The organism is Sphingobacterium griseoflavum (assembly GCF_014653155.1).
GTDB classification, from domain to species: domain Bacteria; phylum Bacteroidota; class Bacteroidia; order Sphingobacteriales; family Sphingobacteriaceae; genus Sphingobacterium; species Sphingobacterium griseoflavum.
On the sequence record NZ_BNAF01000008.1, the window covers coordinates 1 to 24,610 of the forward strand.

Consider the following 24,610-nt stretch of genomic DNA (forward strand, 5'->3'; position numbering starts at 1 on the left):
GTACCAATCGACTTATTCCGGCAAGAACATCAACACCATCGGGAAAAAGAACAGTGATTTCCAGGCTGCCACCTTCAACAGCAATTCACAGCCGCTGTATGTGATCGTGGATACCGAAGGAAAGGTGCTGCTACCTCCCACTGGGGCAAACTACGATGTGGATGCCTACAAAGCATATCTTCAACAAGGGATCGATTTGTTCAAAAATAGATAATGGGACATCGAAGTCTACGCAGGCATGGCGAGTAGGTTCATCTACTCGCCATGCTTTTTTTTTGACCAATCCAGGATTTAATTTGGTATGCGCCGTGAGCCTCCGTCTACGGGCTACAGTCTCCTTATCTTGATATTTCTGAATGCAACGGAGTCGGTATGGTTCTGCAAAGCGATATGGCCCGATGCATATTTTCCGAATTGCGGATAGGCTTTCATGCCGCTTTGCTGTATGCCTTGCTGAAAAGCTTCGCTTTGTACATCGTCCTCAAACGTTAACATATCATTGAGCCAAAAGCTAACTTTCCCGTTCTTTTGCACGATACGACTTTTATTCCAGTTGTTGTATGCATGTGGTTTTGAACGTTGCCCGCTGCACGCAACAGCATATAGACATCCTGCCCAGTGTGTCGAATCAATTTGATGGCGGTGCTCCGCATTTTCGTTGTCCAAAAGCTGCATTTCCAGTCCTGTGGCAAATGTCGCTGCAAAACGGCTGTCTTCCTGTACGTTTAAAAATACGCCGCTATTCCCGCCTTTGGCTACTTTCCATTCTAAGGCCAGCTCAAAATCGCGATACAGGCTATCGGTCACTAAATCGCCAAAAATACCTTCCTTTTTCTTCGGGTCGCAAACGAGTTCGCCTCCGTTTGCCGTCCACTTGGAAGCCGTATCACCTTTATTGTAAAGATGCCAGCCATGGAGGGAATTGCCGTCAAAAAGAAGGTGCCAGCCCGCGGCCTGTTCTTCCTGGCTAAGCCGGTTGTGCTCTTCTTTCTTAGCGGTACAATTTGTGCAGGTCAGGAGTATGGAGAAAAGTAGTAGGGGTAGAAATCTCATGTTACTTATTTTAGTATATACGAATATAGCGTTTGTTGGGAGGAGTGGCAAGGCTGATACGGTCACGAAGTAATTACTGAAAAAAAATTGATAATTATTTAACGTATTGACAATCATCTATTCATATAAGAATGGTTACTTTGAAAAAACGCATATGAAGCGAGAAGTTGAATTAGTCGTTATTTCCGATGTACACCTCGGAACCTATGGATGTCGATCGGAGGAATTATTACGGTACCTGTCATCCATCAATCCCAAGAAGCTTATTCTTAATGGTGACATCATCGATATTTGGCAGTTCCGGAAAAGCTATTTCCCAGAGTCCCATTTACGGGTTTTGAAATATATCCTGGATCTGGCTTATCAAGGTTGCGAAGTAACCTACATTACCGGCAATCACGACGAGATGCTGCGTAAATTTGGGAAGATGCAGTTTGGGCATATCACCCTGACCAATCGCCTGCTCTTGGATCTAGACGGGAAGAAAAGCTGGATTTTCCATGGCGATGTTTTTGACGCTTCGATCCAGCATACCAAGTGGTTGGCGAAACTCGGCGGCTGGGGATATGATCGTTTGATCCAGCTGAACAACGTGGTGAATTGGGTGCTGACCAAATTTGGAAGAGAGAAGTATTCGCTGTCTAAGCAGATTAAAAATTCGGTCAAGAAGGCCATCAAGTTTATATCCGATTTTGAAGAAACCGCCTCGCACCTGGCCATAGAAAACAAGTATGACTACGTGATCTGCGGCCACATCCATCAACCGCAAATTCGTCGTATAGATACAAAAAAAGGAAGCTGCATATACATGAATTCCGGCGACTGGATTGAAAACCTTACGTCATTGGAGTACAACCAAGGTGTCTGGGAGATGTTTAGCTACGACGAGAAGAAAGACGTTCTTTTGGATTATCCGGCCGAGGCTATGCAGTTTCGCAGCAATTTGGAGGAGCTGCTGGAAAATATCATCAAGGGTACCCTTTAAAACTTGCTGATTTCAGCCATTTGCTCCCATACAAATTTCTGCGTCAGCTCGTCTTTCAATTGTCCCGCTGTGTCGAGCTCATCTTGGATTTTTGGCAGGTGGATTTTTAGCGGTAATACGTGCATACGCAAGTAATTGCATACACCAGTGAAGTGGTCCACACCGCGGACGTTCCCGAATTTGCCAGTAGACAGCCCCACTAAGGCCACCTTTTTGTGGTAAAAAGATGCCGGGAAAGCACATGCGTCGATAAAAACCTTCAAGATGCCGGGAAAGCTGCCGTTGTATTCGGGGATGATGAAGATAAATTTTTGCGCTGCGGAGACCATCGCCTGTATAGGTTCAAAGGCAGCGCTACGTTTGCCATACAGGTCGGTGCTGCTGATGTCGGCGGGTAGGTCTGATAGCGAGAAAACGCGCCATGATTCGCCGCGACGTTGCAGCTCATCTTGGTAATAATGAGCTACTTTCAAGGAGTTGCTCCGTTCTCTGTTTGTTCCTGATATGATTACATTCATGTGATAAGTGCACTAACAAAAAGGCCCAAAATCTTTGTAAAGTGATAACGCTATTTTTCGTATCTTAGCAGCCTTAGCCTTTGATTAAGGGCTTTTGCCAAAAATACTAATTTTAACATCATTTAAGCATTTCCTTCATGTGGACAATGTAAATTTGCGTTAATTTTGGGCAAGATCGATATCATCGGCATTTAGGTTTTTAGAAAGGATTTCAATCTCATGGGAAAAATTATAGCAATTGCTAATCAAAAAGGTGGCGTAGGGAAGACAACAACTTCGATCAATTTAGCGGCTAGTTTGGCTGTTTTGGAGCACAAGACGTTGCTGGTTGATGCCGATCCGCAAGCGAATTCCACGTCGGGTATTGGCTTTGATCCGCGGGGCATAAAGGCCAGCGTATACGAATGCTTGGTCAATGACCTTGATCCACGTGAAGCGATCCAGCATACCGAGACACCTAACTTGGACTTGCTTCCCGCACATATTGATTTGGTAGGTGCCGAGATTGAAATGATCAACATGCACGAGCGCGAGTTCAAGATGCTCAAAATGCTAGAAGTGATCAAGGACGATTATGATTTTATCATCGTCGACTGTTCGCCATCATTGGGGCTTATTACAATCAACGCGCTAACGGCGTCCAACTCGGTTATTATCCCGGTGCAATGTGAGTATTTTGCCTTGGAGGGATTGGGGAAATTGTTGAATACCATAAAGATCGTCCAGACCCGTTTAAATACCAATTTGGAAATCGAGGGCATTTTGCTGACGATGTATGATGTGCGTCTACGTCTTTCCAATCAGGTGGTAGACGAAGTGCGTACCCATTTTAGCGAGTTGGTTTTCGATACGATTATCCAGCGGAACACCCGATTGAGTGAGGCGCCGAGCTTTGGAATCTCTGTGATCATGCATGATGCGTCCTGTAAAGGTGCGGTGAATTACCTGAACTTGGCGCGGGAGATCCTTCAAAAGAATGGTTTAGTTACAGAAAATACGCAAACAGCGACAGTATAAAGTATGGCATTACAGAGAAAAACAGGGCTAGGAAAAGGGCTTGGCGCCTTATTGCAGAATGAGGATGTTCAGATGCCGCAACGTGCGGAGGCGAACGATGCTGGGGCTAAGGAGGGGAGCGGCGGCGCCGCCGGCAGCATTAATTTTATAAAGATTGAACAGATTGCTGTCAACCCTTTTCAGCCGCGTACCGATTTTGACGAACAAGCCTTACGTGAACTTGCAGATTCCATAGAAACACAGGGATTGATTCAGCCCATTACCGTTCGGCAGCGAAGCAAGAATGAGTACCAACTGATCAGCGGTGAGCGACGGTTACGGGCTTCCAAGCTTGCCGGTATCGAAGAGATACCCGCTTACGTCCGCACCGCCAATGATCAGCAAATGTTGGAAATGGCATTGATCGAAAATATTCAACGGGAAAACCTGAACGCTATCGAAGTGGCTTTAAGCTTCCAGCGAATGATTGAAGAGTGTAACCTGAAACAGGAGCAACTTGGTGAGCGTGTCAGTAAAAATCGCTCGACCGTAACCAACTACCTACGTTTGTTAAAGTTGCCGCCAGCGATACAGGCAGGCATTCGGGACGGTGAAATTTCAATGGGCCACGCCCGCGCGTTGATCAATGTGGGCGAGGTGGATAAACAGCTTTTTGTTTTTCAAGAAATTGTCGATAAAGGCCTTTCCGTGCGAATGACAGAGATATTGGTGCGCAACATTCAGCAGCAGAGCAAACCGGCAAAAGCCCCGGTGGGCAAACAGCTGGATTTCCAGTATCAAAAGATCGAAGACGATCTGGCGTCTCGTTTTTCTACCCGCGTACGGGTGAATCTAAAAAATAGCAAAGGTAAAGGGGCTATAGAAATCCCCTTTGATAGTGAAGATGATTTAAGCCGTATCTTGGAGTTATTGGATTGGTAATGCGATATATAGTTACAGCGTTATTTTTGTTTTTTTCGTTCTTTGTAGTCCAGGCGCAACAGGATTCGACGAAGGCGGCTACCTTAAAGGAGAAACTGCAGACCGCCGATTCTATAGCCACCGCGCAGGATACGACGAAGAAGGATACGACGAAGAAGGAGGAGACGAGAAAAGAGCGGAGAGAGCGGGAAAGGGCGCAGAAAGAACGTGATAAGTATTACTACAAAGGCATCAAAAAGGATTCGGCCCGTTTGGCGATCGAGCACGTCTCCCGCGTAGCATGGAAACGCTCGTTGATGGTGCCCGGTTGGGGGCAGTACACCAACGGCGGGCTATGGTGGGTCAAAGTACCGATTATCTACGGGGGCTTAGTTACGGGGTATCTCGTTTTCGACTACTGGCAGTGGTATTATAAAAAATTTCTCGACGAGCTGGCGTTTCGGGTGGAAACCAATGGACAGGAAGGCTCGCGCGATCCCGACTTACAATTTTATAGCACACAGGGATTGGTCACACAGAAAGACTATGCACGGCGAAACCGCGATCTAACGATTTTGATAACCGTCGGGTTTTGGGGCCTTAACGCGATAGAAGCCTATGTAGATTCCATGTTGAAGAACCGTTGGAACATCGGTTCGGCCATCACGATGAAGGTCGGCCCGACATTTGTGCCCTCCTATGGATTTTCCGGAAATAGCGTGTTGGGCGGCTATGGCATGGCGCCGGGCATAAAGCTAACCATGAATATTAAATAAACAACATCGGTTGCACGGTAGGAGACGTCAAGTCCTCCCATGGTCTTCCGTAAATAACCAAAAAGATAGTTAAATGAAGATAGTACTATTAGGGTATGGAAAAATGGGGCAGCAAATCGAACAGTTTGCGCTGAAACGGGGCCATGAAATCCAACTCATTGTGGACAAAGACAATCGAGCATCGATCATGGCGGCCGATCTGTCGGAAGCCGATGTGGCAATCGATTTTAGCGAACCGGCTGCCGCTATACACAATATCAGCCTGTGTTTTGAAGCGAATCTGCCTATCGTTGTCGGAACGACGGGCTGGTACGATCATTTGGATGAGATAAAATCGGTCTGCGAAGAAGCAGATCAATCCTTGCTTTATGGATCCAATTTCAGTATCGGTGTCAATGTATTCTTTCATGTAAACCGGCTGTTAGCAAAGGCTATGGCCCCCTATAAACAATATGATGTGCAGGTGGAGGAAATCCATCATATCCATAAGTTGGATTCGCCCAGCGGCACCGCCATCACCATTGCCGAAGGCATATTGGATGGGGTGGAGGACAAGTCTAAGTGGATAAACAACCTCGTCGGTGAAGGGGAAGAGCTGGTGCCCAAAGCAGATGAACTACTGATCGAGAGCCATCGGATCGACGAAGTTCCGGGTACACACACCGTGCTTTATAGTTCGGAGGTCGATCAGATCGAGTTCAAACATACGGCACATAGTCGTGCAGGATTTGCCTTGGGCGCGGTAGTTGCGGCCGAGTGGCTGCGGGGCAAAAAGGGGTTCTACCAAGTTACTGAAATGTTTAACTTTTAGTCGGTAGCACCATGCTCGTGCGACTTTTACTTTAATTTTTGACTTTATAATTTTAAGACATGTGGTATATCATTTTTACAGTATGCACCGTTGCTGCGATCTACGGCCTTTGGTTGCTCTACAAAAAGGCAGGTAAACAAGGCTGGGAGGCTGTTGTCCCCTTTTACCGGGAATATGTCATGGCGCAGCTTACCGCAAGACCTACCTGGTGGGTTGTACTACTGTTGGTGCCCATCGTAAATATTTTTATTTTCTACGGACTGTACCTCGACCTCTTGAAAAGCTTCGGGAAGCGCCGCTTTTGGGAGACAGCTGTAGCAATATTGCTTCCCTTTATCTTTCTCCCCCTATGGGGACGTGACCCCAAGGTGGTATATTTAGGGCCGTCGAACACCGATGAGTTCCATAAAAAATATCCGTACCACAAATCGGTCGGTAGGGAATGGGCGGATGCCATTATTTTCGCTACCGTGGCCGCTACGTTGATCCGTGGCTTTCTATTGGAAGCGTACATGATCCCGACGGGATCCATGGAACGTAGTTTGCTGATTGGGGATTTTCTTTTTGTAAGTAAGTTAAACTATGGACCACGCGTACCGATGACGCCCTTGGCCTTTCCATTCGCACACCATACCATGCCGGTTACGGGAGGCAAGGCATATTCAGAGCTTATCCAGCTACCCTACAAAAGACTACCGGGCTTCCAAAAGATTGAGCGGAATGACGTGGTTGTCTTCAACTTTCCTGCGGGAGACACCGTCGTGCTAGAACACCAAGACCAAACCTATGCCGATATGGTTCGCTATATGGGGAAAGACGTGGTGCACAACCAATTTACCGTCGTGACGCGTCCTATAGATAAGCGGGAGAATTATATCAAGCGCTGTGTTGGACTGCCAGGAGATGTGGTGTCTATGGAAAACGCGCAGCTCATCGTGAACGGTGCACCTGGATTTGTGCCACCGGAAATGCAAATGGATTATTTGGTGTATACCGACCAAAATGGGCTAAACCCAGAACGGATGAAAGATCTACGTTTGGAGTATGGCGGAACCGACAATCCCGAAATCTTTCGGGTTTTTATGACCGCCGATGAAGCTGCTGTGGTAAAAGGCTGGGGAAATGTGAAGGATGTTGTGATGGGGGTGTTGGACAAGTCGCAGATGATGGGCGATACCTATCCGCACGATAAACATTACAGATGGAATTTCGATAATTTTGGTCCTATTACCATTCCTGCTGCAGGCTGGACCGTGACCTTGGATTCTCTTTCTACACCGATGTATGCACGAGTGATCCGAGATTACGAAGGAAACTCCTTGGAGAAAAGAAACGATGGATATTATATCAACGACCAAAAGGTAACGAGCTATACGTTCAAGCAAAATTACTACTGGATGATGGGGGATAACCGCCATAATTCCCTAGACTCGAGGGCTTGGGGTTTTGTGCCGGAAGACCACATCGTTGGTAAGGCTTTATTTACTTGGATGAGCTATGATGAACAAGGAAGCTTTTTGAGTAAAATCCGTTGGAGCCGGATATTTAAGGGAATTAAATAGCAGGTCGGATCTCACTGCACACATTCCTGTCATCTGCGTCATAAGACGGCGACACTGATGCAGGTTTTCGATATGTTCGAGCGGTAGCACTAGCGCAAGTATAGCGTGTTGTGCTACCGCTCGCGTTTGTTATTAAGCTTTTAGTTCGGCTAAATAGCGTTTTATCGTTTCCTCTAGTCCCCAAAAAAGAGCATCGGCGATCAAGGCGTGCCCGATACTCACTTCCAGCAAGCCAGGTATATGTTCGTTAAAGTAGCGCAGGTTATTGCAGTCCAAATCATGGCCCGCATTTAACCCAAGGCCTACTTCCTGCGCTTTTTTCGCAGCTTTAAAGTAGGGCGCGATAGCCGCTTCCTTGTCGAAGCCAAATTTTGCGGCATAAGCCTCCGTATACAACTCCACTCGGTCGGTTCCGGTTTCTGCAGCCGCCTCCACCATCTCCTCCTCCGGATCCACAAAAATGGATACCCGGATACCCTGTTCCTGAAACAGCTGTACCATTTCCTGGAGGTAAGACTGATGTTTGATGGTATCCCAACCATGGTTTGATGTTAGCTGCCCCAATGTGTCCGGCACCAAGGTTACCTGTGTCGGCCTATTTGCCAATACCAAGTCGATAAATTTCTGTTCTTGGCAATTGCCTTCAATGTTGAATTCCGTGCGGATCTCTGCTTTTAAATCGTATACATCTTGGTAGCGGATATGCCGCTCGTCGGGACGTGGGTGCACCGTAATGCCCTCGGCACCATATCGCTCGCAGGCGAGCGCCGTGGTCAATACATTGGGGATATTGCCTCCACGCGAATTGCGCAGCGTCGCAATTTTATTGATGTTTACAGATAGCTTCGTCATCGGTTTTTTTGTCTTTCCTACAAACTTATCGAAATTTACGTTTATATAAAATTTAATTTGGAGCGTTTCCAAACCCTGCTAAAAGCAAAAAAGTACTTTATATTTCTTAAATTGCACTACGTACATGGAAAATTTCGATCTGAATATATTTAGTGGCTTTCGCTTGCTCGACATCATAGATATCTTTTTGGTAGCTATCATTATTTACTATGTCTACAGTTTGATCAAAGGCACGATTGCCGTTAATATCTTGCTCGGAATAGCCCTGTTCTATGGTATTTATTTGGTCGTTAAGCAGATGGAGATGCGGTTGCTGACCGAGATCTTCGGCGGTTTTATTTCGGTGGGCTCGATTGCACTCATTGTGGTGTTTCAGCAGGAGATCCGTCGCTTTTTGATCCATATCGGGAAGAATATTTCGTTACGGCGGAAGAAGTTCTTTTGGTCATTCCTGACAGCCAAAAAAACCAATCAGGTTGATAACAGCGAGCGGGTGAAACCTATTGTAGATGCTTGCCGGAGCATGTCCAAATCACGTACGGGTGCACTATTGGTGTTTTCCCGGTATTTTGATGAAGAGTATTACCAATCGAGTGGCGAGTATATCGATGCGCCGGTATCAAAGCGTCTGCTTGAGAGCATTTTTTTTAAAAATAGCCCCCTGCATGATGGAGCCGTGGTGATTGTCGATTTCAGGATTATGACAGCGAGCAGTGTGCTGCCCCTCTCCGACAGTGAGGATCTTCCTCCGCAGTTCGGATTGCGGCATCGGGCGGCGATTGGGGTCACCGAGGTGTCCGAAGCTATTGCGGTTATCGTGTCGGAAGAAACCGGCGAGATCTCATTGGCCAAAGATGGCAATGTCAACATGAACCTCAGTCCGGAAGAACTGGAAAAGCTGCTGCGGGAAGAGCTGTGATTTTTTTCCTATCTTTAGGATCGGTAAACCTTAAATAACGGCATTATGTATTTCGACGAGCAAAAACCTTTGGATATTGTGCTGAACGATCTATTTGCACATTACCGTGCCCATGTGGCCGATGTCAATAAAATTACGGATGCGTTGCTGGCAGAAGGGGTGGTCGCCTCACAGGATGATCTCGTAAACGATCACATTGCTTTCCGGACATTGGGCGTTCCACATCTAGGTATCGCTTCCTTTGAAAAGATCTTTTTGGCCTATGGCTACCAGCGGCGAGACCACTATGTTTTCGAAGCGAAGAAACTGGATGCCTATTGGTATGCTCCACCAGCCGCCCACTACCCGAGGATTTTTGTGTCCGAGTTGCAGGTACATGCCTTAAGCGCCGAAGCACAATCTATTATACGTCACTATACTGATCCGATTCAGGCAGATCCTGTAGACGGTCTGGATTTTTCGGATGGTGCTGCCGTTGCCGCTTTTTTGCAGCAGCCCTTATGGCCCTTGCCTACTTCAGCCCATTATCAACGGCTCTTGGAAGAAAGCGAGTATGCCGCTTGGGTGATCTATAACCGATATTACTTAAACCATTACACCATTAGCATTCACGAACTGAAAGATGGCTACCATACTTTGGAAGCATTTAACCGCTTTTTGGAAGGTATCGGCATCAAGCTTAATAGCGCTGGAGGCAAGATAAAGACGAGTGCAGATGGCCTGCTACGGCAAAGCAGTACGGTTTCAGCGCTGTACGAGGCCACTTTTTCAGATGGGAGGTCGTTGGCTATTGCTGGAAGCTATGTGGAATTCGCGGAGCGTAGCCCCTTGCCATCCTTTCGGCATCTTCCGAAAGAGGAATTGAAGCCCGAGCACCGGCGAGACGGCTTCGAAAACAACAATGCGGATAAAATCTTTGAAAGCACGTATACGCAACAGATAAAGGGCGATAAGTAGCAGCAAGCCTATGGACGAACAATTGCGCGAATTGGCGGCCGAAATGGCCGGGGAACTGCATTGGGATGCCAAAATGCGTATCCTCTACGCGACGGATGCCTCTGCATATCGAGCATTGCCCCTGGCGGTCGCTTTTCCACGGGATGTGCACGACCTCCAATTGCTCATCGCCTTTGCGCGCCAGCAATGCACCTCCTTAATACCACGCACTGCAGGCACCTCTTTGGCCGGTCAGGTAGTCGGCAACGGTATTGTCGTTGATGTGTCTCGCTATTTTACCGAGATACAGGAAATCAACAGCGTAGAAAAGTGGGTGCGGGTGCAGCCTGGTGTGGTGCGCGACGAGCTGAATCTCTTGCTCCGGCCTTACGGACTTTTTTTTGGTCCCGAAACATCAACCGCAAACCGAGCCATGATCGGCGGTATGGTGGGCAACAATTCCTGCGGTTCCAATTCGTTGATTTATCAAAGCACACGCGAGTATACACTGGAGATCGAAGCGCTGCTGAGTGACGGTTCCGCGGTGTCGTTTAAGGCGCTATCCTTTGCGGATCTCTGTGCTAAATGCACATTGCCCAGCCTAGAAGGCAATTTGTATCGGCATATGCGATCGCTTTTAAGCGATTACGGCAATCAGGAAGAAATACGAAAACAGTTTCCTAAGAAAGAGGTTACCCGGCGCAATACAGGCTATGCGATCGATTTATTGTTGGATTCCGATCCATTCACCGCAGGGGCAGATCCGTTTAATTTCTGCAAATTGATTTGTGGGTCGGAAGGGACGCTAGCCTTTATCACCTCGGTGACATTGCGGCTTGTGGATTTGCCCACAGAACCTTCTGTGCTGCTATGTGCCCATTTCAGTCAGGTCGAAGATGCGCTATCGGCCAACCTGATTGCGCTTCGGTACAAGCCCTTGGTCAGTGAGCTGATGGATCGTTACATACTAGATTGCACAAAAAACAATATAGAACAACGGGAAAACCGATTTTTTGTGCAAGGCGATCCCGGAGCAATCTTGGTGGTGGAGTATGCTGGGCGAACAGTGGAAGAGGCCTACGCGACGATAGCGGACGTAGAGCAAGCTATGCGTCAGGCTGGTTTGGGCTATCATTTTCCGGTGGTATCGGGGTCGGATAAAAAGCGGGTTTGGAATTTGCGTAAAGCCGGTTTGGGTTTGCTGAGCAATACGCCAGGCGATGAGAAGCCTGTTGCCGTTATTGAAGATACGGCTGTTGCGGTGGAAGATCTGCCCGCCTATATTGCGGAGTTCAATCGCTTACTAGCGTCTTATGGGCTTTATGCGGTGCATTATGCGCACGCAGCCACGGGCGAGCTGCATCTGCGGCCCATCCTCAACCTGAAGACCGAAGAGGGGCGTAGCCAGTTTCGGCGGGTAGCCACAGCGATTGCCAAGCTTGTGAAGAAGTACAAAGGATCGTTGAGCGGTGAACATGGCGACGGACGCCTACGCGGCGAATTCATTCCGCTCATGATTGGCCAGCATAACTATAGGTTGCTACAGGCCATAAAAAAACAGTGGGATCCACATGGGATTTTTAACCCGGGCAAGATTGTCGATACGGCAGCCATGGACAGCGCGTTACGCTACGACGAGGTCAAGCCCTTTCGGCAAGCAATCCCGTCGGTCTTCCGTTACGAGGGGCAGCATATCCTGCAGCATGCAGAACAGTGCAATGGCTCTGGCGACTGCCGCAAAACCGAGCTCTCGGGAGGCACGATGTGCCCCTCTTACATGGCTACTCGAAGGGAGGAAGATACCACGCGTGCGCGCGCCAACATCCTGCGGGAAATGCTGTCTACTTCCACAAAAGCCAATCCATTTGATCACGAAGAGATCAAAGAGGTCATGGATCTCTGCTTGAGCTGTAAAGGTTGTAAGTCCGAGTGCCCGTCAAATGTGGATATGGCAAAGCTAAAGGCCGATTTTCAGCAAGCATATTATGATGCTAACGGCGTGCCTTTGCGCAGTTGGTTGATTGGACATGTCGATCGGATCATGCGTTTTCTCGTGCCGATATCGCCGTTGTACAATTGGGCTGTTAGCCATCCCGTCGTAGGCCGTTGGGCCAAGCAACTGCTGGGTTTTGCGACAGCGCGAAATCTTCCGCTGCTGGCAGGGCAATCCCTTGCCAATTGGTTTAAAAGTCGTCCGCGCAAGCAAGCGCTACAGCGAAAAAAAATCTATTTCTTTTTTGATGAGTTTACCAATCTACATGATGTGGAAATCGGCAAAAAAGCCATTTTGTTGTTGGAAGGTTTGGGTTATGGTGTAGAGGCCATCAAGCATCCGGCCAGCGGACGGGCGCTGCTTTCCAAAGGGTTTTTGCGCGAAGCAAAGCGTCTTGCCAATAGGCAAGTAGCCCTCTTTTCGTCGCTTCTGCAAAAGGATCATTATTTGGTTGGGGTGGAGCCATCCGCTATCCTCAGCTTTCGGGACGAATATATCGATCTGGTGGAAGAAGATCGCCTGGGCGATGCAAAGGCATTGGCCAGACGGGCCTTGACCGTAGAAGAGTTTCTCTATCAAGAGTTGGTTGACGGCGCCTTCGCTGCCGATCGCTTTCATGAGGAGCCGAAGCATATGCTATTGCATGCCCATTGTCAGCAAAAGGCTTGGGGACTGCAAGATAAAGTCGCGCAACTGTTGCGTGTGCCTAAAAACTATACGGTAGATGTTTTGCCATCGGGCTGTTGTGGCATGGCCGGATCCTTCGGCTATGAGCAGGAACATTATGTGCTTTCCCAACAAATAGGCGAGTTGTTGCTGTTTCCCAAATTGCGGGAGAAACCAGCAAACGCTGTCGTTGCAGCGCCCGGAACATCCTGCAGGCAGCAGATAAAGGAAGGGCTTGCCGTGCAAGCCCTTCATCCGGTCGAAATATTGTTTGCGGCGCTAAAGCCCGGCGATGGCAGCCGTTAACAGCTACATCGTCGAATCGTTACCCGTAATACGCCGGCGTCATTTATTTTTTTGCGGCCGTGATAACCTGTGTATTCAGCTTAACATACTCCGCGTTGTTGGCTGCTTTCGCCATTTCCATACCCTCGGTAGCCGTCTTGATCGCGCCTGCTTTATCGCCTGCCTTCAATTGGATCTGTGCCTTCCAGTATTTGATATGCGGTGCTTTGGTGTTACCTTTGTCTGCTTCATTGGCCCAGGCAAGGGCTTGGTTGATGTCCAAGTTGTTGTTGAAATAATACTGTGCAGCCTGAAAATAAGGTTTCTTTTCCCCTTTCATTGCTTCATCAATAGACGCCAAGATCTCTTTTGACTGATCAACCGCGATCGGGAAGGTAACTTTGGTGTTTTCCCAAGCGAGGGATAGATCCGCACCCTTTGGGGTTACATTTTCGAATGTCATGGTAAAGGTTTCCACCTTATCGTTCAATTTCTTGGCTTTGGCCGCAAAGCGTAGGAAATCCTCTTCCTGCTTGTACTGATAGGCGCCCCATTGGTTCGCATTTTTACTCAAGATAATGGTCCAGTCACCAGTTTTTTTTGGGATAGTAAAGATGCCGTAGGTACCAGCGGGAACTTTGTTTCCTGCAATGCTTACTTCCTCTTCGAATGTGATGCTTGGAATATTATTGGCTCCGGTGCGCCACACTTGGTCATAAGGCTCCAATGCACCAAAAATGGCTCGTCCGTTGGTGTTGGGGCGCTGGTAAATCAAGGTTACCTTCTTAATGCCCAATCCTTGTTCGATCTTGGTGCTGCTGCTTGCTTGCGGGAGTTTTACTTGCGCCTGTGTTTCTGCCAAGCTAACGAAAATAATGCCTGCGGTAAGCAAGGCTAAAAATCTCTTTTTCATGTTGTTCTCTCTTTTAATGTTCTCCCGGCGGCTCGCCAGGTTCACGTTGTTAAAATTACAAATTTTTTTACGCTATTGCGCGATGTGTAGGCTGCTTTGGGCAAGAAAAGTGCTGCTTTTGCCAGCCGGCGTCGGCGGTTGCAGGCTTCTGCAAAGAAAAGTACAGGTCGAAATTGCTTATCTTTGTAAGATGGCAACAGCAATACCTTTAGCAGAGCGGATGCGGCCGAAGCGCATCGACGATTATATTGGGCAGGCGCACATTATCGGCGAGGGGGCGGTATTGCGCAATGCCTTGCAGCAGCAGACAATTCCTTCCATGATTTTTTGGGGTCCGCCGGGCGTGGGAAAGACGAGTTTGGCTTTTCTGATGGCAGGCGAGCTAAATCGGCCTTTTTTTTCATTGAGTGCGATCCAGTCGGGGGTGAAGGATATTCGGGAGGTTATCGATAAGGCAGAGAAGCTGCGTAATTTTAACCAGGAGCAGCCTATCTTGTTTATCGATGAGATCCATCGTTTCTCCAAGTCCCAGCAAGATTCCCTCTTGGGGGCAGTTGAGCGCGGGCTGGTCACGCTGATTGGAGCAACGACAGAAAACCCTTCTTTTGAAGTGATATCCGCTTTGCTTTCGCGCTGCCAGGTCTATGTGCTGGAACACCTCTCCGAGCAGGATTTACATCACATTCTTGCGCAGGCCATCGAGCGCGACAGCTATCTGCAGCAGCATCCGGTACAGATTGATGAATACGAAGCCTTGTTCCGTTTGTCTGGCGGTGATGCGCGTAAGCTCCTTAATGTGTTCGAGCTGGTCGTACACGCCGCGGTGAGCCAACAGCAGGTGATCACCAATGATTTTGTCCTGAAACAGGTGCAACAGAACATGGCGCGGTACGACAAAACCGGCGAGCAGCACTATGATATTATTTCCGCTTTTATCAAGTCTATTCGCGGGAGCGATCCCAATGCCGCGGTCTACTGGCTGGCGCGCATGATCGAAGGTGGCGAAGATCCTTCATTTATTGCACGGCGCCTGCTGATCTTGGCTTCCGAAGATATCGGCAATGCAAACCCGAATGCGCTTTTGCTGGCCAACAACTGCTTCCAGGCCGTCAACGTCATTGGTTGGCCAGAATCCCGTATTATCTTGTCGCAAACAGTGACCTATCTTGCTTCATCAGCCAAGAGCAATGCTTCGTATGAAGCGATCAACAAAGCACAGGCGCTCGTCCGTCAAACGGGCGATCTCTCGGTTCCCCTGCACCTGCGGAACGCGCCCACCAAGCTGATGAAGGATCTGGACTATGGATCCCAGTATAAGTATGCCCATGCGTTTCCCGGTAATTTTGTCTTGCAGGAATTCCTTCCGGACAAACTGCGGGGCAGTTTGCTGTATGATCCGGGATCCAATCCGGCGGAAAGCAAGCTGCGGGAATCCCTCAAAAGCAAGTGGAAAGATAAGTATGGTTATTGATCGGTTGTTCTAGTTAATCGGGCCAAACCACATATCCCATAAAATTCACTATCTTTGTACAAATATCACACAATGACCTTTACAGCGATAGATTTTGAACTGGCGACGGCCGTTTATACGAGTGTGTGTGCGGTAGGTATCGTAAAGGTGGTCGATGGCGAGATCGTGGAGCAATTCCATAGTTTAGTGCGTCCGCCCGACAACAAGTACATGTGGCAAACCACCCGTGTGCACGGCATCAAGCCGCGCGATACAGCTTCCGCCCCTACCTTCTTGGAGCTTTTCCCACAGATTGAGCATTACCTGCAAGGTGCCTTCATGGTCGCGCACAACGAGAAGTTTGATCGGGAGGTGCTGATGAAGACCATGGCGCTCTACGGGCTCAATTACAAAGCGCTTGCGCTATCGCCTACCTGGGCGTGCACCAGCGTTATTTATCGGGCCAAGGGATTCAAAAAGACCAAGCTTAGCATTTGCTGCCGCATTATGGGCATCGATCTCAGTCATCACGATCCACTTTCGGACGCGAAGGCGAGTGCACAATTGTTTCTTCTGCAGGATACGGTCAGCAGTGCGCTCATCGCGCAGCATTTTCCAGACGACGAGCAAGAGACTGGATAGGTTAACATCTGTTTCGCCTTTCGCAGCTACTTTCCGGTTTTTCTCTTTTTTATTTTTGCAGATCAACCTGCAGAAACGCAGTTCTTCACATCTTGAAATGAGTAATTTCTTGCTGACCCAGGGCCTTATGTCCAAGCTTTTTGATTTTGTTCCAAAACAAATCGCATCCTTTTTTGTTAAAAATAAAAACCAGATGTAGGAATGGCACAATATATGCATACGGCTTAGGTGCAGCAAGTTAATTGTACTTTCTAACGATCAAAAAACTCGGTTTCTGCGTTTATGTCTTAAATTGTAGCATATTGGTTACATTTTTCGTTTCATAAAAAGAGATAAAGAATGTATAATTGCAGTTCAACCTAATTTGAATTGTTAATAAAGTAAGATAGAAACATGTCATTTTGGAATAGATTATTTGGGCGTAAAGAAAGAAGCAATGAGTCTGACGGTAGGTTAGCTTGGGTGGGCTGCGATATGCACAACCACATTCTGCCAGGCATTGATGACGGCAGTAAAACAGTGGAGGAATCATTGCTGCTGCTGCAAGGCTTAAAGGATTTGGGAATTAATAGGTGTGTGTCAACGCCGCACGTCATGCAAGAGGTGCATAACAATACGCCCGCAACGATAGCTGCAGCGCATAAAGCGCTGAAAGCAGGCATAGAGGATGCGGGAATGAAGTTCGATATACAATACTCAGCCGAGTACATGATCGATGATCAACTGCAGACCATTATCAACCAAGACCAAGTTTGTCTGTTGCCAAACCAGCATATGCTCATTGAGATGTCCTACCTCGCCGAATCCAAAGCGCTGTTCAAAACAATCAAAGATATCCAAGATAAGGGCTACCAACCAATATTGGCACATCCCGAACGTTACAATTACTACCACCAAAATTTCAAGATCTACAAAGAAATCAAAGATGCAGGCTGTCTGCTGCAGCTTAACCTGCTTTCTATATCTCGGTATTACGGAGAGCATGTCAAATCGGCTGCGCTGATGCTGATTAAATCGGGTATGTATGACTTGGTCGGCACCGATATGCACCACGAACGCCATCTCCATGCCTTGCGCCAAGTTGCGGTGAAATATGATAGCTATGCCTTGTTAAAAGATAACCCCATAAAAAACGCGACCATTTTCGACAATAGCCAAAAGCTCGCTATTTAGAATATACTTTCTTTCGGTTATCTTTGGTCTATGCAAAAGACCATCATCATTACCGGCGGCGCTGGATTTATCGGATCGCACGTGGTTCGTGAGTTTGTTAAAAAATACCCACATTATCGTATTATCAACATCGATGCATTGACCTACGCGGGCAATCTCGAGAATCTACGCGATATTGAACGGGAAGCGAACTATTTCTTTGTCAAAGCCGATATTACCGATGCAGCGCACATCTTGTCCATTTTTCAGGAATACCAGCCCGATGGGGTGATACACCTTGCTGCCGAATCCCATGTAGATCGATCCATTACCAATCCTACGGCGTTTGTGATGACCAACGTTATCGGGACGGTCAACCTGTTGAATGCAGCGAAAGAGATATGGAAGGATAACTACGAAGGAAAGCGCTTCCACCATGTATCTACCGATGAGGTATTTGGCGCCTTGGGCGATACCGGTCTATTTGCAGAAGATACCAAGTACGATCCGCATTCACCCTATTCGGCATCAAAGGCTTCGTCAGATCATTTTGTACGGGCGTATCATGATACTTATGGGCTTCCGATCGTATTAACGAACTGCTCGAATAATTACGGGCCAAACCACTTCCCCGAGAAATTGATTCCGCTTTGCATCCATAATATCCTTCATGGAAAGCCGCTGCCTATCTACGGAGATGGCAAGTACACCCGCGATTGGCTATTTGTCATTGATCATGCTAAAGCCATCGATTTGGTATTCCACCAAGGGAAAAATGGCGATTCCTACAATGTGGGCGGCTTCAACGAATGGCAGAACATCGATTTGGTAAAAGAATTGTGCAAACAGATGGATGAAAAACTGGGACGGCCAGCGGGTACTGCTGATCAGTTAATTACGTACGTGAAAGATCGTCCCGGACATGATCTCCGTTATGCGATTGATGCCAGCAAAATCAACGAGGAGTTAGGTTATAAACCATCTGTAACTTTTGAGCAGGGCTTGTCGATCACTATTGATTGGTTCTTGAATAATGAAGAATGGTTGAATCATGTCACTTCGGGGGATTACCGGAAGTATTATGAGGAACAGTATAGATAGTTAGAGGGTGATAGGGTTAGAAGGTGATATAGTTAGAAGGTGATAAAGTTAGAGGGTGATATGGTTAGAAGGTGATATAGTTAGGGTGTTATATATAGATCAGGATATAAGGTTAAAAAGTTAGAGGGGGTAAGTCTATGGTTACTTCGCATAAGGATTTAAAGCTGTGGCAAGAAAGCATGATACTTGTTGAGGATGTCTATAAAATTGCTGTAGACTTTCCAAAAGAAGAAATGTTTGGTCTAACCAGTCAGATTAAAAGATCAGCCGTTTCAATTCCTTCTAATATTGCGGAAGGGGCTGGAAGAAGAGGAAAGGCCGAATTTATTAGGTTTCTTTATATTGCATTGGGATCGACAAGTGAACTCGAAACACAATTGGAAATTTCTGTTCGGTTGGGCTTTATGCAGAAGAATGAAGAGATCTTTAAGCGAGTGTATTTTGTTAAAAATATGATAACTAAACTGATCAAGAGTTTAAATAATAAACATGCTTATATCCATTAACCATTATAACTTTATCAACAAAAAGTTAAGCATGAACGTAACAGAAACAAAAATAAAAGGTTGCTTTATTGTAGAGCCAACAAAGTTTGGCGATAGCCGCGGTTATTTTTTCGAGAGTTTTAATGAACAGACTTTTAATAAACTTACGGGCACGGAAACGCATTTTGTGCAAGATAATCAATCCTATTCCACGCGAGGTGTTTTACGCGGATTACATGCCCAGGCTGGAGAGCATGCGCAGGCTAAACTTGTACGTGTATTGGAGGGCAAAGTAATTGACGTTGCGGTGGATGTAAGACCCGGTTCGCAAACCTTCGGGCAGCATGTGGCCGTGGAGCTTTCTGTGGAAAATAATCTACAGCTATTTGTGCCTCGGGGATTTTTGCATGGCTTCGTGGTTTTAAGCGAGACAGCAACTTTCTTTTATAAGTGTGATAACTTCTATAACAAGGCAGCGGAATGTGGTGTGAAGTTTGACGATCCGGAGTTAGCCATTGATTGGGGCATTGCTGCTGACGAATTAATTATTTCGGATAAGGATCAAGTGCTTCCGAGCTTTAAAGCGCTGTTTGTTGATTAATGGCGTGAAGAGGATATAAAGTGAAGAGGTTATAAAGTGAAGAGGATATAAAGTGAAGAGGTTGTAAAGTGAAGTGGTTATAAAGTGAAGAGGTTACATAATATAAAACATCAAGTTATTTGTCACTGTGTTACCGGATCACCCTATCACAAAAAAATTACATGAAAATACTTATTACAGGATCTTCAGGGCAGTTGGGGTCGGAATTGCGCGAGCTGTTTGGAGAATCATCTGGGCATGAGCTCTATTTTATGGACAGCAAGCAGCTGCCTTTAGAGCAGACGATGATCATACAGGGTATTTTGGGCATATATCAGCCAGAGCTGATTATCCATGCTGCTGCGTATACCGCGGTGGACAAAGCGGAGTCCGAAGGCCTTGTTGCCGATCAGGTGAATCACCTGGCATCCGAAGAAATTGCGCAATATTGTCGATTGCACGATGTGAAACTGATCGCTATATCGACAGATTACGTGTTTGATGGCTCTTCAGCCAGTCCGCTGACAGAAGATGCAGCAGCGGCGCCAATCAATGTTTACGGCGAAACAAAACTGGCGGGCGAGCAGGCCATCCAAAAATGGGCGCCACAGTATATCATTATCCGAACATCTTGGGTCTATTCTACCTATGGCAGCAATTTTGTAAAGACGATGATGCGATTGATGACCGAGCGGGAGGAGATCTCGGTTATCGCCGATCAAATTGGTTCGCCGACCTATGCCCGAGATCTCGCCGAAGCTATTATTCATATTATAGAAACGGGTAACTGGAAAAATGGTATCTTCAACTTTAGCAATGAAGGGGAGATATCTTGGTACGATTTGGCCGTCGCCATTCGCGACATAAAAGGATTGCAGTGTAAAATCAACGCCATCCCTACGGAGCAATATCCAACACCTGCCAAAAGACCAAAATATTCCCTGCTTGATAAAACAAAAATTAAAGATAGTTTTGGGGTGGAGGTGCCCCAGTGGAAAGATAGCTTGGTAGCGATGTTGGGGCGGATGTGAGGTGGTGATAAGGTGAGGAAGTGATAAGGTGAGGAGGTGAGGAGGTGAAGAAGTGATATGGTGAGGAAGTGAAAAGGTGATAAGGTGAGGAAGTGATAAGGTGAAGAAGTGATATGGTGAGGAAGTGATAAGGTGATAAGGTGAAAAAGTGATAAGGTGAAGAAGTGATATGGTTATAAAGTGACAAATAGGTTGTCGATTAAGACTTCGTCACTTTCATCACTATGTGACCTCGTCACTATTTTAAAAATAAAACAACGATGAAAGGAATTATACTAGCCGGCGGTTCCGGCACGCGTTTGCACCCACTAACCTTAGCTGTCTCCAAGCAGCTGATGCCTGTTTACGACAAGCCGATGATCTATTACCCCTTGTCGACGTTAATGTTGGCGGGGATCAAGGATATATTGATTATCTCGACACCGCAGGACTTGCCTAACTTCCAAAAGTTACTGGGTGATGGGACGCAATTGGGCTGTCGCTTTTCCTATAAGGAACAGCCTTCGCCGGATGGTTTGGCCCAAGCTTTTATCTTGGGCGAAGAGTTTATTGGCGATGATAAGGTGGCTTTGATCCTAGGGGATAATATTTTCTACGGATCGGGTATGTCCAAATTGCTGCAGTCCTGTGCCGATCCCGATGGGGGGGTCGTATTCGCTTATCCGGTACACGATCCAGAACGCTACGGGGTAGTTGCGTTTGATGGCGACAAACGTGTCGTATCTATCGAAGAAAAGCCCAAAGAGCCGAAGTCTAACTATGCCGTTCCGGGGCTTTATTTTTACGACAACGAGGTGGTGGAGATCGCAAAAGCCATGCAGCCTTCCGAGCGTGGCGAGCTGGAAATTACGGATATCAATAAGGCCTACTTGGCAAAAGGGAAGCTGAAGGTGGGTGTCTTTGATCGGGGAACTGCTTGGTTGGATACCGGAACGATACAGTCGCTGATGCAGGCGGGCCAGTTTATCCAAGTTATCGAGGAGCGCCAGGGCATGAAGATCGGCGCGTTGGAGGAGGTGGCCTACCGCATGGGCTACATCGACAAAGATCAATTGCTGTCGCTCGCCCGCCCGTTGATCAAATCGGGCTATGGCTTGTATTTGAGCCGCTTGGTCGACGCGTAGGCCCGCTTAAGTACCGCGCTTCCCGTCATCTTTTTTACGGCAGCATCCAAAATAATTTGCATGCAAATAAAAGTGAATGCTAATTTTACTTTATTTGTATGCAAATTGTTACATATGCCTAACCTATATACCTCCGTTTTTTATTCGCCGATTGGCTTCGCATGCCATAGCGTACGTTTTTCCCCACTACCATTATATGTTTAACCGATGGATGATTTTAGCTACGAAATTATTGGTACGCTTGCTGTCGTAGGCTTCTTGTTTTTAGGTCTAAGCGAATGGGCGAAATACCGACGCTTTAAGCGCTATATCCGTTTGGTTGCCGATATACGGTTGCACCCTGCACAAAAACAGGGGCAGCACGTCGTTACGGGTAGTTTGGGCTTAACGATGTCGCAAGCCGAGCCAGGCGTCAAAGGCCTTGCGGTGCTGTCGCTTTCGTTTCGCCACGATGCCTTTTCTATTCCCACAGCCGACAAGCTGTATTTTAAAGCAGACAGTATGCCGTATCTTTCTGTCGGTTTTCGAATACGGCGGCATGATCTGCGACCGCTTCGCGGCAAGCGGGTATCGATTCGGGTGAAAGGGCGCCTCCATTTTAAAGATGGTGGCCAGCGCTGGGTGAAGGCGACTATCGCAGTCGGCATACCACTTGAAGAAGCCATGCCTGATGCCCATTAATGGCCATCGTGCTAAGCGTGCTTGGTGGAAGCCCATAGTGGATGTCACCCATAACTTGCATAAACGGAAAAGAAAGAGTACTTTTGTTACTCGATTATACCCAGCGCTATGTTAGATGCATTGATAACGTCAAAAACACGTTTAAAATTACTGATCAAGTTTTTTGTGTCGGCCAAAAATACGGGCTATCTGCGTGGTATTGCCGAAGAATTTGGTGAATCGACCAATGCCGTGCGCAAGGAGTTGAACCTGTTGACAGAAGCTGGCTTTCTAGAAAAAGCGCAGGCACAGCGCAAAATTCTGTATCAGGCGAATACGCAGCATCCGCTATTCAGTCCGCTGCAGCGTCTGGTACACTCTTTCTTGGGTATTGATCAGGTCATTGATCAGGTATTGGAGCGGGCGGGAGACGTGGATCGTGTGGTGTTGATTGGCGCCTATGCTAAGGGACAGGAAGCGGAATGTGTGGATATCGTTATTTTGGGCGAAAACCTAAACTCGGCATATTTATTGCAGTTAGCGGAGAAAACTTCGCCATTGATCAAAAAAAAGGTAACCGTGTCCTTTGCAATGCCCCAAGAGGCAGGCCATATTATCCTGTATCAAAAAGCAAGTTAATCTTACATGAAGGAAGAACATCGAAAACAAACACCTATGGATAACCATGCAGACACTCGTGTCGGTATCACGTTTTCTACTTTTGATCTGTTGCATGCCGGGCATATCATGATGTTGGCGGAAGCAAAGCGGCAATGTGATTATCTGATCTGCGGCTTGCAGATGGATCCTAAGTTGGATCGTCCAGAGAAAAACAAGCCTACGCAAACGGTAGTAGAACGCTATATACAATTGCGCGGCTGCCAGTATGTCGATGAAATCGTGCCCTACTCCACCGAGCAGGATCTGGAGGATATCCTACGTTCCTTCAAACTCGATGTACGCATCGTGGGCGATGAATACAAGGATAAAGATTTTACCGGACGCAGCTATTGCGAGGCGAAAGGTATTGAGCTGTATTACAATAGCCGCGATCACCGCTTTTCGAGCTCGGGCTTACGAAAGATTGTAGCCGAGAAAGAGGTGGAGAAATGCAAAATCCAGTAGTTTATCCAAAAAAATAATCAGTGTACATATCAATAAAACAATCATGAGTAAAATATTAATCACGGGAGGCGCCGGTTTTATAGGATCCAATCTTACCGAGTATTTTCTTTCGAAAGGTCATCAAGTTGTTGTTTTAGACAATTTTGCGACCGGCCACAGGCACAACCTGAGTCAACATGATGCTAACCCTGATTTTGAGTTGATCGAAGGCGACATTCGAAATATGGCAGATTGCGAACGTGCGGTACAGGGGGTAGACTATGTCTTACATCAGGCTGCTTTGGGCTCCGTGCCCCGTTCGATTAAAGATCCACAAACTTCCAATGAGGTTAACGTATCTGGATTCTTAAATATGTTGGTTGCAGCGCGCGACGCTGGCGTTAAGCGTTTGGTTTACGCAGCTTCCTCATCTACATACGGTGATTCTGAAGCCTTACCTAAAGTTGAAGATAAAATCGGAAAACCGCTTTCCCCTTACGCCATTACGAAGTATGTAAACGAGTTGTATGCTGATATTTTTGCGAAAACATATGGATTTGAAACAATTGGCTTGCGTTACTTTAACGTCTTCGGTAGACGTCAAGATCCCAACGGCGCTTATGCAGCGGTGATCCCCTTGTTTGTCAAGAAATTTATGAACCACGAGAGTCCGGTTATAAACGGTACCGGGGACTACTCGCGGGACTTTACCTACATAGATAATGTCATTCAAATGAACGAGCGCGCAATGTTAACGGAAAACCCGGAAGCGGTTAATACGGTGTACAATACGGCGGTCGGCGATCGTACGACGTTAAATGAATTGATAGGCTATTTGAAAGAGTTCTTAACCGAGTATGATCCAGCGATAGCGCAAGTCGATGTTATCCATGGCCCCAATCGGCAGGGTGATATACCGCATTCTTTGGCTTCGGTAGAGAAGGCTAAGAGGTTATTAGGCTATGAGCCAACGCATGTTATCCGCGAGGGTTTGGAGGAAGCTGTAAAATGGTATTGGAACAATCTTAGGTAGCCATAATACCATTGCCATTAGAACAAAAAGTGATTTCGTTCATCGAATAAAATAAACAGAAA

General features: G+C 47.0%; 25 protein-coding genes and 1 pseudogene. 22 read left to right on the plus strand and 4 right to left on the minus strand.

Features of this window, described 5'->3' with window-relative positions; all coding sequences use genetic code 11:
* A pseudogene (locus IE165_RS11375) lies at positions 1–214 on the plus strand (hypothetical protein); the annotation flags it as partial.
* A 113-nt stretch (positions 215–327) separates the two neighbouring features.
* Here the strand turns inward: IE165_RS11375 and IE165_RS11380 are convergent.
* Positions 328–1,053, minus strand: coding sequence for a 3-keto-disaccharide hydrolase (locus tag IE165_RS11380; RefSeq protein ID WP_189626750.1), 726 nt, complete (start codon positions 1,051–1,053; stop codon positions 328–330).
* A 154-nt stretch (positions 1,054–1,207) separates the two neighbouring features.
* Here IE165_RS11380 and IE165_RS11385 point away from each other — a divergent pair, with 154 nt between their 5' ends.
* A complete protein-coding gene (locus IE165_RS11385; protein WP_189626751.1) occupies positions 1,208–2,038 on the plus strand; it encodes a UDP-2,3-diacylglucosamine diphosphatase in 831 nt (276 codons plus the stop codon).
* On the opposite strand, the gene IE165_RS11390 is transcribed toward IE165_RS11385, so the two are convergent.
* Positions 2,035–2,556: an NADPH-dependent FMN reductase gene (locus IE165_RS11390; protein WP_189626752.1), complete on the minus strand. Its 522-nt coding sequence runs from the start codon at positions 2,554–2,556 to the stop codon at positions 2,035–2,037. The two genes, IE165_RS11385 and IE165_RS11390, sit on opposite strands and share 4 nt — an antisense overlap.
* A gap of 219 nt (positions 2,557–2,775) precedes the next feature.
* On the opposite strand from IE165_RS11390, the gene IE165_RS11395 reads away from it, so the two are divergent.
* From IE165_RS11395 to lepB, 5 genes are all read left to right on the plus strand, one after another.
* Positions 2,776–3,573 (plus strand): ParA family protein, encoded by a 798-nt coding sequence (locus tag IE165_RS11395; protein ID WP_189626753.1) that lies wholly within the window; start codon positions 2,776–2,778, stop codon positions 3,571–3,573.
* Positions 3,574–3,576: 3 nt separating this feature from the next.
* The gene (locus IE165_RS11400) at positions 3,577–4,494 is read left to right on the plus strand and encodes a ParB/RepB/Spo0J family partition protein (RefSeq protein ID WP_189626754.1); all 918 of its coding nucleotides are present in this window, start codon (positions 3,577–3,579) and stop codon (positions 4,492–4,494) included.
* Positions 4,494–5,249: a DUF5683 domain-containing protein gene (locus IE165_RS11405; protein WP_189626755.1), complete on the plus strand. Its 756-nt coding sequence runs from the start codon at positions 4,494–4,496 to the stop codon at positions 5,247–5,249. The genes IE165_RS11400 and IE165_RS11405 overlap by 1 nt, the downstream gene beginning before the upstream one ends.
* Before the next feature lie 73 nt (positions 5,250–5,322).
* Positions 5,323–6,060, plus strand: a complete 738-nt coding sequence (gene dapB / locus IE165_RS11410; RefSeq protein ID WP_189626756.1) for a 4-hydroxy-tetrahydrodipicolinate reductase — start codon at positions 5,323–5,325, stop codon at positions 6,058–6,060.
* A gap of 59 nt (positions 6,061–6,119) precedes the next feature.
* A complete protein-coding gene (lepB, locus tag IE165_RS11415; protein ID WP_189626757.1) occupies positions 6,120–7,622 on the plus strand; it encodes a signal peptidase I in 1,503 nt (500 codons plus the stop codon).
* 132 nt (positions 7,623–7,754) lie between these two features.
* Here the strand turns inward: lepB and IE165_RS11420 are convergent, their stop codons facing one another.
* Entirely contained in the window at positions 7,755–8,474 is a 720-nt protein-coding gene (locus tag IE165_RS11420; RefSeq protein ID WP_189626758.1) for a pyridoxine 5'-phosphate synthase, read from the minus strand.
* A gap of 124 nt (positions 8,475–8,598) precedes the next feature.
* Here IE165_RS11420 and cdaA point away from each other — a divergent pair, with 124 nt between their 5' ends.
* From cdaA to IE165_RS11435, 3 genes are read left to right on the plus strand one after another with little or no spacing between them, the layout of a single operon-like run.
* Positions 8,599–9,393: a diadenylate cyclase CdaA gene (gene cdaA, locus IE165_RS11425; RefSeq protein ID WP_189626759.1), complete on the plus strand. Its 795-nt coding sequence runs from the start codon at positions 8,599–8,601 to the stop codon at positions 9,391–9,393.
* Positions 9,394–9,438: 45 nt separating this feature from the next.
* On the plus strand, positions 9,439–10,350 hold the full coding sequence (locus IE165_RS11430; RefSeq protein WP_189626760.1) for a DUF1338 domain-containing protein: 912 nt from the start codon (positions 9,439–9,441) through the stop codon (positions 10,348–10,350).
* Between the two features lie 10 nt (positions 10,351–10,360).
* A complete protein-coding gene (locus IE165_RS11435; protein WP_189626761.1) occupies positions 10,361–13,294 on the plus strand; it encodes an FAD-binding and (Fe-S)-binding domain-containing protein in 2,934 nt (977 codons plus the stop codon).
* A 43-nt stretch (positions 13,295–13,337) separates the two neighbouring features.
* Here IE165_RS11435 and IE165_RS11440 read toward each other — a convergent pair whose 3' ends face one another.
* Complete coding sequence (locus IE165_RS11440) at positions 13,338–14,186, minus strand: DUF2911 domain-containing protein (protein WP_189626762.1); 849 nt, start codon at positions 14,184–14,186, stop codon at positions 13,338–13,340.
* A 190-nt stretch (positions 14,187–14,376) separates the two neighbouring features.
* Between IE165_RS11440 and IE165_RS11445 the strand changes: the two genes are divergently transcribed.
* The 12 genes from IE165_RS11445 to IE165_RS11500 all read left to right on the plus strand — a co-directional run bounded on the left by IE165_RS11445 (position 14,377) and on the right by IE165_RS11500 (position 24,548).
* A complete protein-coding gene (locus IE165_RS11445; protein WP_189626763.1) occupies positions 14,377–15,657 on the plus strand; it encodes a replication-associated recombination protein A in 1,281 nt (426 codons plus the stop codon).
* Positions 15,658–15,729: 72 nt separating this feature from the next.
* On the plus strand, positions 15,730–16,278 hold the full coding sequence (locus IE165_RS11450) for a 3'-5' exonuclease (RefSeq protein ID WP_189626764.1): 549 nt from the start codon (positions 15,730–15,732) through the stop codon (positions 16,276–16,278).
* 393 nt (positions 16,279–16,671) lie between these two features.
* Positions 16,672–17,451, plus strand: a complete 780-nt coding sequence (locus IE165_RS11455) for a tyrosine-protein phosphatase (protein ID WP_189626765.1) — start codon at positions 16,672–16,674, stop codon at positions 17,449–17,451.
* A gap of 30 nt (positions 17,452–17,481) precedes the next feature.
* Entirely contained in the window at positions 17,482–18,531 is a 1,050-nt protein-coding gene (gene rfbB, locus IE165_RS11460; protein WP_189626766.1) for a dTDP-glucose 4,6-dehydratase, read from the plus strand.
* A 137-nt stretch (positions 18,532–18,668) separates the two neighbouring features.
* Entirely contained in the window at positions 18,669–19,037 is a 369-nt protein-coding gene (locus IE165_RS11465; protein ID WP_189626767.1) for a four helix bundle protein, read from the plus strand.
* Positions 19,038–19,068: 31 nt separating this feature from the next.
* On the plus strand, positions 19,069–19,617 hold the full coding sequence (gene rfbC / locus IE165_RS11470; protein WP_189626768.1) for a dTDP-4-dehydrorhamnose 3,5-epimerase: 549 nt from the start codon (positions 19,069–19,071) through the stop codon (positions 19,615–19,617).
* A 161-nt stretch (positions 19,618–19,778) separates the two neighbouring features.
* Positions 19,779–20,627 carry a dTDP-4-dehydrorhamnose reductase gene (gene rfbD, locus IE165_RS11475; RefSeq protein ID WP_189626769.1) on the plus strand — a complete coding sequence of 283 codons (849 nt, stop codon included), beginning with the start codon at positions 19,779–19,781 and terminating at the stop codon, positions 20,625–20,627.
* Between the two features lie 260 nt (positions 20,628–20,887).
* Positions 20,888–21,751 carry a glucose-1-phosphate thymidylyltransferase RfbA gene (rfbA, locus tag IE165_RS11480; protein WP_189626770.1) on the plus strand — a complete coding sequence of 288 codons (864 nt, stop codon included), beginning with the start codon at positions 20,888–20,890 and terminating at the stop codon, positions 21,749–21,751.
* A 207-nt stretch (positions 21,752–21,958) separates the two neighbouring features.
* On the plus strand, positions 21,959–22,432 hold the full coding sequence (locus IE165_RS11485; protein WP_189626771.1) for a hypothetical protein: 474 nt from the start codon (positions 21,959–21,961) through the stop codon (positions 22,430–22,432).
* A gap of 108 nt (positions 22,433–22,540) precedes the next feature.
* Positions 22,541–23,050, plus strand: a complete 510-nt coding sequence (locus IE165_RS11490; RefSeq protein ID WP_189626772.1) for a helix-turn-helix domain-containing protein — start codon at positions 22,541–22,543, stop codon at positions 23,048–23,050.
* A 6-nt stretch (positions 23,051–23,056) separates the two neighbouring features.
* Entirely contained in the window at positions 23,057–23,536 is a 480-nt protein-coding gene (locus tag IE165_RS11495) for an adenylyltransferase/cytidyltransferase family protein (protein WP_229826517.1), read from the plus strand.
* 43 nt (positions 23,537–23,579) lie between these two features.
* A complete protein-coding gene (locus tag IE165_RS11500; protein ID WP_189626773.1) occupies positions 23,580–24,548 on the plus strand; it encodes an SDR family oxidoreductase in 969 nt (322 codons plus the stop codon).
* Positions 24,549–24,610: the final 62 nt, after the last annotated feature.

What these genes read in the sequence shown, in the direction of transcription:
- IE165_RS11380 (WP_189626750.1), bottom strand. Translation starts at nt 1,053, where the DNA reads ATGAGATTTCTACCCCTACTACTTTTCTCCATACTCCTGACCTGCACA.
- IE165_RS11385 (WP_189626751.1), top strand. Translation starts at nt 1,208, where the DNA reads ATGAAGCGAGAAGTTGAATTAGTCGTTATTTCCGATGTACACCTCGGA.
- IE165_RS11390 (WP_189626752.1), bottom strand. Translation starts at nt 2,556, where the DNA reads ATGAATGTAATCATATCAGGAACAAACAGAGAACGGAGCAACTCCTTG.
- IE165_RS11395 (WP_189626753.1), top strand. Translation starts at nt 2,776, where the DNA reads ATGGGAAAAATTATAGCAATTGCTAATCAAAAAGGTGGCGTAGGGAAG.
- IE165_RS11400 (WP_189626754.1), top strand. Translation starts at nt 3,577, where the DNA reads ATGGCATTACAGAGAAAAACAGGGCTAGGAAAAGGGCTTGGCGCCTTA.
- IE165_RS11405 (WP_189626755.1), top strand. Translation starts at nt 4,494, where the DNA reads ATGCGATATATAGTTACAGCGTTATTTTTGTTTTTTTCGTTCTTTGTA.
- dapB (WP_189626756.1), top strand. Translation starts at nt 5,323, where the DNA reads ATGAAGATAGTACTATTAGGGTATGGAAAAATGGGGCAGCAAATCGAA.
- lepB (WP_189626757.1), top strand. Translation starts at nt 6,120, where the DNA reads ATGTGGTATATCATTTTTACAGTATGCACCGTTGCTGCGATCTACGGC.
- IE165_RS11420 (WP_189626758.1), bottom strand. Translation starts at nt 8,474, where the DNA reads ATGACGAAGCTATCTGTAAACATCAATAAAATTGCGACGCTGCGCAAT.
- cdaA (WP_189626759.1), top strand. Translation starts at nt 8,599, where the DNA reads ATGGAAAATTTCGATCTGAATATATTTAGTGGCTTTCGCTTGCTCGAC.
- IE165_RS11430 (WP_189626760.1), top strand. Translation starts at nt 9,439, where the DNA reads ATGTATTTCGACGAGCAAAAACCTTTGGATATTGTGCTGAACGATCTA.
- IE165_RS11435 (WP_189626761.1), top strand. Translation starts at nt 10,361, where the DNA reads ATGGACGAACAATTGCGCGAATTGGCGGCCGAAATGGCCGGGGAACTG.
- IE165_RS11440 (WP_189626762.1), bottom strand. Translation starts at nt 14,186, where the DNA reads ATGAAAAAGAGATTTTTAGCCTTGCTTACCGCAGGCATTATTTTCGTT.
- IE165_RS11445 (WP_189626763.1), top strand. Translation starts at nt 14,377, where the DNA reads ATGGCAACAGCAATACCTTTAGCAGAGCGGATGCGGCCGAAGCGCATC.
- IE165_RS11450 (WP_189626764.1), top strand. Translation starts at nt 15,730, where the DNA reads ATGACCTTTACAGCGATAGATTTTGAACTGGCGACGGCCGTTTATACG.
- IE165_RS11455 (WP_189626765.1), top strand. Translation starts at nt 16,672, where the DNA reads ATGTCATTTTGGAATAGATTATTTGGGCGTAAAGAAAGAAGCAATGAG.
- rfbB (WP_189626766.1), top strand. Translation starts at nt 17,482, where the DNA reads ATGCAAAAGACCATCATCATTACCGGCGGCGCTGGATTTATCGGATCG.
- IE165_RS11465 (WP_189626767.1), top strand. Translation starts at nt 18,669, where the DNA reads ATGGTTACTTCGCATAAGGATTTAAAGCTGTGGCAAGAAAGCATGATA.
- rfbC (WP_189626768.1), top strand. Translation starts at nt 19,069, where the DNA reads ATGAACGTAACAGAAACAAAAATAAAAGGTTGCTTTATTGTAGAGCCA.
- rfbD (WP_189626769.1), top strand. Translation starts at nt 19,779, where the DNA reads ATGAAAATACTTATTACAGGATCTTCAGGGCAGTTGGGGTCGGAATTG.
- rfbA (WP_189626770.1), top strand. Translation starts at nt 20,888, where the DNA reads ATGAAAGGAATTATACTAGCCGGCGGTTCCGGCACGCGTTTGCACCCA.
- IE165_RS11485 (WP_189626771.1), top strand. Translation starts at nt 21,959, where the DNA reads ATGGATGATTTTAGCTACGAAATTATTGGTACGCTTGCTGTCGTAGGC.
- IE165_RS11490 (WP_189626772.1), top strand. Translation starts at nt 22,541, where the DNA reads ATGTTAGATGCATTGATAACGTCAAAAACACGTTTAAAATTACTGATC.
- IE165_RS11495 (WP_229826517.1), top strand. Translation starts at nt 23,057, where the DNA reads ATGAAGGAAGAACATCGAAAACAAACACCTATGGATAACCATGCAGAC.
- IE165_RS11500 (WP_189626773.1), top strand. Translation starts at nt 23,580, where the DNA reads ATGAGTAAAATATTAATCACGGGAGGCGCCGGTTTTATAGGATCCAAT.